Source organism: Luteitalea sp. (genome assembly GCF_022842525.1).
Taxonomy (GTDB): Bacteria; Acidobacteriota; Vicinamibacteria; order Vicinamibacterales; family Vicinamibacteraceae; genus Luteitalea.
This window is the reverse complement of the sequence record NZ_JALHPM010000038.1, coordinates 30751-42832: the sequence shown is the minus strand read 5'-3', so window position 1 is coordinate 42832 and position 12082 is coordinate 30751. Positions and strand designations below refer to the sequence as shown.

General features: G+C 66.3%; 5 protein-coding genes and 1 pseudogene. 1 reads left to right on the top strand and 5 read right to left on the bottom strand.

Annotated features, from left to right (window positions below; all coding sequences use genetic code 11):
* Nucleotides 1-464 (top strand): hypothetical protein (locus tag Q0C41_RS10370; RefSeq protein WP_291983480.1); only part of this gene is annotated, 464 nt, incomplete at its 5' end.
* Nucleotides 465-570: 106 nt separating this feature from the next.
* On the opposite strand, the gene Q0C41_RS10365 is transcribed toward Q0C41_RS10370, so the two are convergent.
* From Q0C41_RS10365 to rplJ, 5 genes and pseudogenes are all read right to left on the bottom strand, one after another.
* Nucleotides 571-2028, bottom strand: coding sequence for a hypothetical protein (locus tag Q0C41_RS10365; RefSeq protein ID WP_291983478.1), 1458 nt, complete (start codon nt 2026-2028; stop codon nt 571-573).
* A 399-nt stretch (nt 2029-2427) separates the two neighbouring features.
* Nucleotides 2428-6492 (bottom strand): annotated as a pseudogene (gene rpoC / locus Q0C41_RS10360) (DNA-directed RNA polymerase subunit beta'); the annotation flags it as partial.
* Nucleotides 6493-6498: 6 nt separating this feature from the next.
* Nucleotides 6499-10839 carry a DNA-directed RNA polymerase subunit beta gene (rpoB, locus tag Q0C41_RS10355; protein WP_291983475.1) on the bottom strand — a complete coding sequence of 1447 codons (4341 nt, stop codon included), beginning with the start codon at nt 10837-10839 and terminating at the stop codon, nt 6499-6501.
* A 169-nt stretch (nt 10840-11008) separates the two neighbouring features.
* Nucleotides 11009-11386, bottom strand: a complete 378-nt coding sequence (rplL, locus tag Q0C41_RS10350) for a 50S ribosomal protein L7/L12 (RefSeq protein WP_367079193.1) — start codon at nt 11384-11386, stop codon at nt 11009-11011.
* Between the two features lie 146 nt (nt 11387-11532).
* On the bottom strand, nt 11533-12075 hold the full coding sequence (gene rplJ / locus Q0C41_RS10345; RefSeq protein WP_291983471.1) for a 50S ribosomal protein L10: 543 nt from the start codon (nt 12073-12075) through the stop codon (nt 11533-11535).
* Nucleotides 12076-12082: the final 7 nt, after the last annotated feature.

Sequence of the window (12082 nt, the reverse complement as noted above, 5' to 3'; positions counted from 1 at the left end):
CCCCATCGATCCTCGTCGAACCCGGCGCCGCGCCGGCGCCATCGGGGCTGACGGGCAGCCGCGAGCCCGGCCCGCCGCCCCCAGCGCCATCTGCGGCCGGCGGCGGCGCACCCTCGAGTCCTGCGCCAGGAGGGCCAGACGACGAGGCGCGGGTCCAGGCCACACTCGAGCGGTGGGCGAAGGCCTACGGCGCACGGGATGCCCGTGGCGTCGAGGACGTTCAACCGGGTCTGGGGGACACGCTGGAGAAGCAGTTCGCCGCGTTGCGGACGGTGGACGTGGCGCTGAGTGGATGCCGGGTCGCCGTGCAGGACACTCGAGCAACGGCCACCTGCCAGGAGCAGTTCTCGGCCGAGATGAAGGTGGGCGGTCAGCGCACCAGCGACACGCGGCGCCGGCAGTTCTCGCTCGAGAAAAGCGCGACAGGCGCCTGGCGCATCACCAGCGCCCGCATCGTCCGCTGACGGCCGGGGCGTCGGCCGGCTCGGCGAGCCGGCCCTCCCACGTGAGGTCTTGCGGCTGCCGATTCCCGGTGTCCGTTCTTCCGGTTTCCGGTTTCCGGTTTGAGGCTCAGAACGTGTAGTCGAACCCCACGGTGGCGGTGATCCGGCTGCGAAGGCCGGCGTCGGTGACCGGCAACAGGACGTGTGCCGAGAGCAGGGCACGCGACCCCAGGTTGATCTTGGCGCCGAAGGCCGCAAGGCCGAGAGTCAGCGAGCCCTGACGGGCCTGGAACTCGCGGAACGACGGCGACTCGAGGGCAGGGCTGACGACCGGCTGCCCCTGCGGTGTGTAGGTGAAGACGCGCTGCCCGACCTCCAGTCGACCGACGTTGCGGAGCGTGCGCCCCATGAACTCGCCGAGCAACGTCAGGCGATCGGTGGCGGCGTACTCGATGCCGCCGTTGAAGTGCATCTCGTCGGGTGGGGTGTCGCTCGGCAGCAGCGCGCTGGCCAGGTCCGCATCGTGGCCGATGTACGTGCTGATGTCCGTGCGGCCACTGAAGGTGTAGCCGACGTTGACGTGCTGGGCGAAGCGATCGGTGCCGGTCGAGACCACCAGGGCCAGACGACTCTGGATCGCGCCGGTGCCGAGCAGGTTCTCGGCATCCCCGGTCGGCAGGCGCAAGTCGAGCGTCGCCGCGAGGCCCTGCGCACCGCGCTGGCGGAGGTTGTACTTCGTGCGCAGCACCACGTCGCCGATGCCGCTGGCGCTGCGCGCCTCGGTGAAGGTCCGCCGCGACACGTCGGCGCCCGTCTGGAAGGTGTGCACGAGGGGCTGGAAGGCGGTGCCGAGGCGCACGATCTCGGCGTCCGCCGTCGCTTCGAGGTCCACGCGCATCACCGGGATGGCGATGCCGACATCCCAGCGGGACGTGACGCCGTAGGTGGCGAAGAACGCCGCCGTGTCGGTCGAGGCCCTGATCGAGGTCCTGACGGTGATGATGTCGGACTCGAAGCCGGGGTTGAGCAGGTTGCCGTCGCCGGTCGCCTGCAGGCCGACCTGCGCCGGGCAGCAGTCGTTGTGTGGCAGCAGGAACTGGATCGACCCGTTGTCGAGCGACTCGCCCTCGAACCGATCGAAGGACGTGTGCTGATACGAGGCCCCGGCCGAGAAGCGCCCGCGGCCGACGGTCAGCGACCGTTCGCCGAACGACGGGCCGAAGCTGCGCGTGCTGCGCGCCGGCAGCCCTGTGGTCTCGTCGGTCGTGAACGAGAACGCGCCGCTGGAGTTGCCGATCGGAAAGGTGGCGAACTGGGTCGCCAGCAGCCGGTTGAAGTTGAGCACGACCTCGGCGGCGTCGATCTGGAAGGCGCGTCCTGACCGGGGGTCGGTGCCCACATAGAGTTCATTGAGTGGCGTGAAGTGCGCATCGTGCGGCACGGGCGTGCCGGCGTCGAGGCGAATGCCATTCAGGATGAGATTCGGCAACAGCCCGGCGACGCCGCTGGGCGTCTGGGCGCGCGCCGGCAGACTGCCGGCCCAGACGCCGGCCACGACCAACGCCACCGCCATTCGCTTCGACATGGCACTCCCTCCGTTGCTGTCCACAACGATGGGCGCGCCCGGCACGAACGTCAGCTCGTCATTTGAACGCCTCTTCTGACGGGGCCTTCGGCACTCGGCTTCGCTGACGGGCCTTCGGCCTTCTGCCCTCGACATTCAGCATTCGGCATCTCGGCATTGCTGAACACACGAAAGGCGGGACCCTCGGTTCGAGAGTCCCGCCCGTGGTGCTGAATCGACGGCCGGCTGGGACAGCCGGCCCTACCCCTACTCGACGACCTCGCCGCGCTCGCGATCGAGGAGATCGTCGGCATCCGACAGGTAGTCGAGGTCGCGCTCCAGCTCCGCGTCCTCGGGGGACGGCGGCGGTGGCGGCGGCGGCGCATCCGACGGGATGTGCACGTTGGAGTACGCGTAGAAGCCCGTACCGGCCGGGATCAGGCGCCCCATCGTGACGTTCTCCTTCAGGCCGCGCAGCGTGTCGATGCGCCCGGAGATGGACGCCTCGGTGAGCACGCGCGTGGTCTCCTGGAAGGAGGCCGCCGAGATGAACGAGTCGGTCGAGAGCGACGCCTTGGTGATGCCGAGCAGCATCGGGCGGCCCTTCGCGGGGACGCCACCGGACGTCACCACGCGCTCGTTCTCCTCGATGAACCGGAACCGGTCCACCACGTCGTCGATCAGGAACTCGGTGTCGCCGACATCCTCGATCTTCACCCACCGCATCATCTGACGGACGATGGTCTCGATGTGCTTGTCGTTGATGTTGACGCCCTGCAGACGGTAGACCTCCTGGATCTCGTTGACCAGGTACCGCTGCAGTTCCTTCTCGCCGAGCACCGCCAGGATGTCGTGCGGGTTGCTCGGGCCATCCATCAGCTGCTCGCCGGCCCGGACGCGATCGCCGTCCTGGACGTTGACGTGCACGCCGCGCGGCAGGCTGTACTCGCGCGGCTCGCCACCCTCTTCCTCGGGCACGATCATGATCTTGCGCTGGCCCTTGACGATGCCGCCGATCTTGACGATGCCGTCGATCTCGCTGATGACGGCGGCCGCCTCGCGGGGCTTGCGGGCCTCGAACAGTTCGACCACGCGCGGCAGACCGCCCGTGATGTCCTTGGTCTTGGTCGTCTCGCGCGGAATCTTCGCGAGCACCGCGCCCGGGGTGACCGCATCTCCGTCCTCCACCATGAGGTGGGCGTGCGACGGGATGTGGTACTTCCGGAGCACCTTGCCCTCGAGGTTGCGAATCTCGACGAGCGGCTGCTTCTTCTCGTCGATGCCCTCGATGATGATCCGGCGCGACATGCCGGTGACCTCGTCCACCTCCTCGTGGACGGTGACGTCGGCGATGATGTCCTTGAACTTCACCGTGCCCGCCTCCTCCGTCAGGATGGAGAACGTGAACGGATCCCATTCGAGGAGAACCTGACCCGGCTCGACCTTCTGGCCATCGGTGACGCGCAGGCGCGCGCCGTAGATGACCTGGTAGTGCTCGACGTCGCGGCCCTTGGCGTCGCGGACGATCAGGTTGCCGTTGCGGTTCATCACGACCTGGTCGCGGATGCCGCCCTCGACGCCCGTCTCGACCGACGAGATGTTCTCGAACCGGACCGTGCCGGCGTGACGCGATTCCTGAGTCGACTGCTCGGAAATCCGTGACGCCGTGCCGCCGATGTGGAACGTGCGCATCGTGAGCTGAGTACCCGGCTCGCCGATGGACTGTGCCGCCACCACACCGACCGCCAGACCCATCTCCACCATGCGTCCGGTCGCGAGGTCGCGGCCGTAGCACTTGGCGCACACGCCACGCCGGCTGGCGCAGGTGAGCACGGAGCGGATCTTGACCATCTCGATGCCCGCCTCCTGGACGACCGTAGCGAGATCCTCGGTGATCTCCTCGCTGGCGCCCACGAGCACGTCGCGCGTGATGGGGTCGATGACGTCCTCGAGCGTGACGCGGCCGATGATGCGGTCGCGCAGCGGCTCGATGGTCTCGCCCGCCTCGACGATCGGCTTGGCCTCGATGCCGTCCATCGTGCCGCAATCGGGCTCGTGGATGATGACATCCTGCGCCACGTCGACCAGACGACGCGTCAGGTAGCCCGAGTCGGCGGTCTTGAGCGCCGTGTCGGCCAGGCCCTTGCGTGCGCCGTGCGTCGAGATGAAGTACTGCAGCACCGTCAGCCCTTCACGGAAGTTCGACGTGATGGGCGTCTCGATGATCTCGCCCGACGGCTTGGCCATCAGGCCACGCATGCCGGCGAGCTGGCGGATCTGCTGCTTCGAACCACGGGCGCCCGAGTCCGCCATGATGTAGACGGGGTTGAACGACTGGCCCGAGCGGTCGCGCTCTTCCATCTCGCCGAACATCTTGTCGGCGATCTTCTCGGTCGCTTCCGACCAGAGGGCGATGACCTTGTTGTAGCGCTCACCGTTGGTGATGGCGCCTTCCTGGTACTGCTGCTCGACCTTGATCACTTCCGTCTTGGCGTGGTCGACCAGCTCGGTCTTGACCGACGGGATGATCAGGTCGTTGATGCCGATCGACAGGCCCGACCGCGTGGCGTAGGTGAAGCCCAGCGTCTTGAGGCTGTCGAGCATCTGGACGGTCTTCTCGAGCCCGAAGTGCAGGTAGCAGTACTGCACCGCCTGCTGCAGCCCCTTCTTCTTGAGCAGGCCGTTGATGAACGGCATCTCCTCGGGCAGCGAGCTGTTCCAGATGACGCGACCGACGGTCGTGTTGATGATGCGGCGCTCGACGGCCTGCAGCGGCGTGTGCAGCACGGCCTGGTCGTCGCGGGCGACGGTCAGGTCGATCAGGTTGCCGGTCAGCCGCAGCCGGATCGGCGTCAGCGTCTCGAGTTCCCCGTTCTCCAGCGCCAGCACCACGTCGTCGAGGTTGGCAAACAGGCGGCCTTCGCCGATCGCCCCGGCCTTCGACTTCGTGAGGTAGTAGCAGCCGAGCACGATGTCCTGCGACGGCACGGCAATCGGTGCCCCGTTGGCCGGCGACAGGATGTTGTTGCTCGACAGCATCAGCACCGAGGCTTCGATCTGCGCCTCGGGCGACAGCGGGATGTGCACCGCCATCTGGTCGCCGTCGAAGTCGGCGTTGAACGCCGTGCAGACGAGCGGGTGGATGCGAATGGCCTTGCCTTCGACCAGCACCGGCTCGAAGGCCTGGATGCCGAGACGGTGCAGCGTCGGGGCGCGGTTCAGGAGCACCGGATGCTCCTTGATGCACTCCTCGAGCACGTCCCACACCTCGGAGCGCTGCTCCTCCACCATCTCCTTGGCCTGCTTGATGGTGGCGACCAGCCCGCGCTCTTCGAGCTTGTTGTAGATGAACGGCTTGAAGAGCTCGAGCGCCATCTTCTTCGGCAGGCCGCACTGGTGGAGCTTCAGCTCCGGCCCGACGACGATGACCGAACGGCCCGAGTAGTCGACGCGCTTGCCGAGCAGGTTCTGGCGGAACCGGCCCTGCTTGCCCTTGAGCGTGTCCGACAGCGACTTGAGCGGGCGGTTGTTGGCCCCGCGCAGCACGCGGCCGCGACGCCCGTTGTCGAACAGCGCATCGACCGCTTCCTGAAGCATGCGCTTCTCGTTGCGGATGATGACGTCGGGCGCCTTGAGCTCCATCAGCTTCTTCAACCGGTTGTTGCGGTTGATGACGCGGCGATAGAGGTCGTTGAGGTCGGAGGTCGCGAAGCGGCCACCGTCGAGCGGCACGAGCGGACGCAGCTCGGGCGGAATGACCGGGATGACGTCCAGGATCATCCACTCCGGCCGGTTGCTGCTCTTGCGGAAGGCGTCGACCACCTTGAGGCGCTTGGCGTACTTCTGGCGCTTCTGGATCGACTGCTCGACCTTCATCTTCTCGCGCAGCTCGACCGCGAGCGTGGCGATGTCGACGTTGCGGAGCAGGCTCTTGATCGCCTCGGCGCCCATCTGCGCCGTGAACGCCGTGAAGCCGTACTCCTCGCGGGCCTTGCGGTACTGGTCCTCGTTGAGCAGCTCGTTCTGCTTCATGTCCGTGTCGCCCGGCTCGATGACGACATAGGCCTCGAAGTACAGCACGCGCTCGAGGTCACGGAGCGAGATGTCGAGCAGGTGCCCGATGCGGCTCGGCAGGCCCTTGAAGAACCACACGTGGCTCACCGGCGTGGCGAGCTCGATGTGGCCCATGCGCTCGCGGCGCACCCGGGCCTGGGTCACTTCCACGCCGCACTTGTCGCAGATCACGCCGCGGTGCTTCATGCGCTTGTACTTGCCGCAGAGGCACTCCCAGTCGGTGACCGGGCCGAAGATGCGGGCACAGAACAGGCCATCACGCTCCGGCTTGAACGTCCGGTAGTTGATGGTCTCGGGCTTGGTGACCTCACCGTACGACCACTGGCGGATCTTGTCTGGCGACGCCAGGCTGATCCGGATCGAGTCGAAGTCCGCGGTGAGCGTCCCCTTGGTCGAGAAGTCTGGTCTCATGTTGCGTTAAACCCCCTGCCCCACGGGTTCGGCCGGCACCGGTTCGTCGGTGCCCAGCGGTGCGAGCCGCGGCGCCCGCAGCTTCACGAGTTCCACGTCGAGGCACAGTGCCTGGAGCTCTCGGATCAGCACGTTGAACGACTCGGGCAGGCCAGGCGTGAAGCTGGCATCGCCCTTGACGATGGCCTCGTAGATCTTGGCGCGGCCGGTCACGTCGTCGGACTTGGCCGTCAGCAGCTCCTGCAGGATGTGCGCGGCGCCATACGCCTCGAGCGCCCACACCTCCATCTCGCCGAAGCGCTGGCCGCCGAACTGCGCCTTGCCGCCCAGCGGCTGCTGGGTGATCAGCGAGTACGGTCCAATCGACCGCGCGTGGATCTTGTCGTCCACGAGGTGGGACAGCTTGAGCATGTAGATGTACCCGACGGTCACCTTCTGCTCGAACTTGACCCCGGTCATGCCGTCGAACAGGTCGGTCTTGCCCTGATCGGGCAGCCCGGCCAGGTTCAGGTACTGGCGGATCTCGTCTTCCTTGGCCCCGTCGAACACCGGCGTCGCGAAGTGGACGCCGTTCTTCAGCGTGGACGTGAACGCCGCGACCTCGGCCGGCGTGTCGAGCGCCTTGACGCGGTCCGACGTCGGGAACACGACGGCCAGACGCGCCTTGACGTCCTCGTTGCTGCGCTGGTCCTTGACCATCTGGTCGAGCTGCTCGCCGATGCCGTGCGCCGCCCAGCCCAGGTGCGTCTCGAGGATTTGCCCGACGTTCATGCGCGACGGCACGCCGAGCGGGTTCAGCACGATCTCCACCGGACGTCCGTCCGGCAGGTACGGCATGTCCTCTTCCGGCAGGATGCGCGCGATGACGCCCTTGTTGCCGTGACGACCGGCCATCTTGTCGCCCACCGACAGCTTGCGCTTCATGGCGACGTAGACCTTGACCAGCTTGATCACGCCCGGCGGCAGTTCGTCGCCGCGACGGATCTTCTCCTTCTTCTCCTCGAAGACCTCGCGCGTGACCTCGACCTGACGGTCGGTGCGCTCCTCGATCTCGCGCAGCGCGTCCTCGAGGCGGACGTCGTTGGCCTCGATGCGCGACCGCACCAGCGACAGGAACGGCACGTCGTGCATCAGCTCGCGCGTCAGCACCGTGCCCTTCTTCACCAGTCGCTGCTGGCCGTGCTGGTCGAACAGGTCGGTGCGGAGCGTCTGGCCGTCCAGCAACGCGATGACGCGCTTCTTCACCTCGTCGTGAAGAATGCGGATCTCGTCCTGGAGGTTCTTCTCCATCATCTCGAGCTCTTCGGCCTCGATGGCCTTGGCCCGATCGTCCTTCTCGATGCCCTTGCGCGAGAAGATCTTGACGCCGACGATGATGCCCTCGATGCCCGGCGGGCAGGTCAGCGAGGCATCCTTCACGTCGCCGGCCTTCTCGCCGAAGATCGCCCGCAGCAGCTTCTCTTCCGGCGTCAGCTGGGTCTCACCCTTCGGCGTCACCTTGCCGACGAGGATGTCGCCCGGCTTGACGTAGGCGCCGATGCGGATGATGCCGCTCTCGTCGAGGTCGCGCAGGTAGTTCTCGCCGACATTGGGGATGTCGCGCGTGATCTCCTCGGGCCCGAGCTTGGTGTCGCGGGCCTCGATCTCGAACTCCTCGATGTGGATGGAGGTGTAGTAGTCCTCCTTGACCAGCTTCTCGGAGACGAGGATGGCGTCCTCGAAGTTGTAGCCGCGCCACGGCATGAACGCGACCAGCACGTTGCGGCCGAGCGCCAGCTCGCCCATCTCCGTGCACGGTCCGTCGGCCAGCACCTGCCCCTTGAGCACCTTCTCGCCGACGCGGACGATCGGCCGCTGGTTGATGCAGGTGTTCTGGTTCGAGCGCTTGAACTTGATCAGGTTGTAGATGTCGGCGCCCATCTCGCTCGACACCTGGTCGCCATCGACACGGACGACGATGCGCTGGCTGTCGACGTAGTCGACGATGCCGGCACGACGCGCCAGCGTCACGGCGCCCGAATCGCGCGCCGTGATGTACTCCATGCCCGTGCCCACGTACGGGGCCTTGGCGCGGAGCAGCGGCACGGCCTGGCGCTGCATGTTGCTGCCCATCAGCGCCCGGTTGGCGTCGTCGTTCTCGAGGAACGGGATCAGCGAGGCCGCCACCGAGACGAGCTGCTTGGGCGAGACGTCGATGAAGTGCAGCGTCTCGCGCGGCGCCAGGATGAAGTTGCCGGCCTGGCGGGCGTTGACGCGCTCGTTGACGAACTGCGCATCCTCACCGACCTCGGCATTGGCCTGGGCGATGATGTACTGGTCTTCCTCCCACGCCGAGAGGTAGAACGGGTGCGGTTCGTACTCGACCTCCGGATGCGCCTGGCGGGCCGTCTCGGCCTCCTGGACGCGCACCACGGCCCCGGCCTCGAGCTTGCCCGCGCCGGTCGTGATCTTCACGTAATCGACGACGTACCCGTTCTCGACCTTGCGGTACGGCGACTCGATGAAGCCGAACTCGTTGATCCGCGCATACGACGACAGCGACGAGATCAGGCCGATGTTCGGGCCTTCCGGCGTCTCGATCGGGCAGATGCGCCCGTAGTGCGTCGGGTGGACGTCGCGGACCTCGAAGCCGGCACGCTCGCGCGACAGACCGCCTGGCCCGAGGGCCGAGAGACGCCGCTTGTGCGTGATCTCGGACAGCGGGTTGGTCTGGTCCATGAACTGCGACAGCTGCGAGCTGCCGAAGAACTCGCGGATCGCCGCCATGACCGGCTTGGCGTTGATCAGGTCGTGCGGCATGGCGGTGGCCATTTCCTGGTACACCGACATCTTTTCCTTGATCGCACGCTCCATCCGGACCAGGCCGATGCGGAACTGGTTCTCGAGCAGCTCGCCGACCGAGCGCACGCGCCGGTTGCCGAGGTGATCGATGTCGTCCACGTTGGCCGGGTTGCGGCGCAGCTTCAGCAGGTACTTGATGACCTCGTAGAAGTCCTGCGGGTGCAGCACCTTCTCGTCGAGCGGCGTCTGCAGCTTCAGCTTGGTGTTGAGCTTGAGGCGGCCGACCCGCGAGAAGTCGTACTTCTGCGGGTTGAAGAACATGCTCTCGAAGAGCGACCGCGAGCTCTCCAGCGTCGGGGGGTCTCCCGGACGCAGGCGGCGGTAGATCTCGATGAGCGCTTCCTCGTGGGTGCGGATCGGGTCCTTCTTCAGGGTCGCCGACAGCACCGGCCCGACTTCGTCCTTCTCCGGGAAGAAGATGTCGATGCGCTCGATGCCCTTCTCCTGGGCCATCGCCAGCACGCGAGCCGACAGCTCCTCGTTGGCCTCGAGCAGCACTTCGCCCGACGACGGATCGACGACGTCGGCGGCCGAGTACGGCATCTCGCCTTCGAGGTGGCTGTACTCCACCGGCACTTCGGTGATGCCGGCGTGCCGCAGCGCCTTGATCAGCGCCTTGGTGATGCGCTTGCCGCGCGTCATCGCCAGTTCGCTGCCCGGGATGGTCATGTCCTCGCCGGCGCGCCAGTCCACCGGACTGTCGTTGACGGTCCACAGGACGCGGTCACCCTTCAGGTGCAGCGAGTCGATGGTGTAGAAGGCGCGCAGCATCTCGTCGGCGTTGCGCAGGCCGAGGGCGCGCAGGAACACCGTGCCGAGGAACTTGCGCTTGCGGTCGATGCGCACGTACAGCAGGTTCTTGCTGTCGTACTCGAACTCGACCCACGAGCCGCGATACGGGATCAGCTGGCCGATGAACAGGGTCTTGTCTTCCGTGTGGAAGAACGCGCCCGGCGATCGGTGCAGCTGCGAGACGATGACCCGCTCGGTCCCGTTGATGATGAAGGTGCCGTGGTCGGTCATCAGCGGAATGTCGCCGAAGTAGACCTCCTGCTCCTTGATGTCGCGAATGGTCTTGGCGCCCGTCTCGGGGTCCTTGTTCCAGACCACCAGGCGGATCGTCACCTTGAGGGGGATGGCATAGGTCATCCCGCGCTCGAGACACTCGTTGATGTCGTACTTGAGGTTGAGCGCCATGCGGCGCCCGCCGATCTCGTGGACCAGACCACGAGCCTCGTCACCCCAGCCGCACTCGTCCCAGTTGCCGATCGAGTACTCGATGAACTCCAGCGAGGAGTTCTCGCGGAAGTCCGAGATCGGGAAGACCGACTTGAAGACGGCCTGCAGACCGACGTCCTCGCGCTCGGCCGGCAGCGTGTACATCTGCAGGAACCGATCGTAGGACTTCTTCTGAATCTCGATCAGGTTGGGAATCGGAACGGTCGTCCGAATCTTGGAAAAATCGATGCGCTCGCGGTAGACGTTCTTGGCCAGGCTGCTGCTCATACTTCTCGATTCCCCCGGGTCAGGTTCCGCCATGAACCACCCGTCGCACGAGGTCTTCGGAGCCGAAAATCACACAAACGGCGAAAGCCGCGCGGCCCTGACGGGCTCGACCTGGCGGGGTCGAGCCCATCCGATGGGCACACGCGGCTCGCGAACAAGCCGGACCGTGCTACTTGATCTCGACCTTCGCGCCGGCCTCTTCGAACTTCTTCTTGATGGCCGCGGCCTCGTCCTTCGTCGCGCCTTCCTTGATCGGCTTGGGCGCGCCCTCGACGAGGTCCTTGGCTTCCTTCAGACCGAGCGAGGTGACCTCGCGGACGGCCTTGATCACGTTGATCTTGTTGGCGCCCACGTCGGTGAGGATGACGTTGAACTCCGTCTGCTCCTCGGCCGGGGCTGCCGCCGCACCCGCCGCCGGGCCGGCCACGGCCACCGGGGCCGCTGCCGCTGCCGACACGCCGAGCTCGGCTTCCAGCGTCTTGACGAGCTTCGAGAGCTCCATCACCGAGATGTTCTTGATGTACTCGACAACCTGATCCTGCGTCACGTCTGCCATTGTCCGAATCTCCTTACCGTCGACTATCAGCGCTCTGCGTCCGGCTTTCAGCTACCACGGTCTCCATCGCTGCTCGTTCCACGTCATCCGGGACAGCAGGTGCCTGATAGCTGACAGCGACCTCGTGACCGACCCACCTACTCGGCGGTCGGCTGTTCTTCGCCCTTCTTCTTCTCCACCTGCACCAGGACGTTCATCAGGTCCCGCGGCGCGGCACTCAGCACGCTCACGATCTGGACCATCGGGGCCTGCAGCAGGTACAGCAGCTTGGCGTACAGTTCCGGCTTCCCGGGCATGTTCGCCAGCTCGTTCACGGCGGGGCCTTCCACCACGTCGCCCTGCACCACCGCCGCCTTCAACACCAGCGACGGCGCGGTCTTGGCAAACGTCGTGAGCACCTTCGCGAGCGCCACCGGGTCGTCGCCGCTGAAGGCGACCGCCGTCGTGCCCGTGAAGTGCGGCGCCAGCGCCTCGAAGGGCGTGCCGGCCATCGCGCGACGCGCGAGGGTGTTCTTCACGACCTTGTAGGAGCCCTGCACTGCGCGCACCTGGCGACGCAGCTCGGTGACCTCGGGAACCTTGAGGCCCTTGTACTCCAGCAGGATCAGGCTCTCGGACTTCCCGAAGGATTCCGTCAGCCGTCCGAGTTCCAGTTGCTTGTCAGCACGAGATACAGCCATGGTCTCT

Coding starts and splice junctions, on each gene's coding strand:
- Q0C41_RS10365 (WP_291983478.1), bottom strand. CDS start 2,028: ATGTCGAAGCGAATGGCGGTGGCGTTGGTCGTGGCCGGCGTCTGGGCC.
- rpoB (WP_291983475.1), bottom strand. CDS start 10,839: ATGAGCAGCAGCCTGGCCAAGAACGTCTACCGCGAGCGCATCGATTTT.
- rplJ (WP_291983471.1), bottom strand. CDS start 12,075: ATGGCTGTATCTCGTGCTGACAAGCAACTGGAACTCGGACGGCTGACG.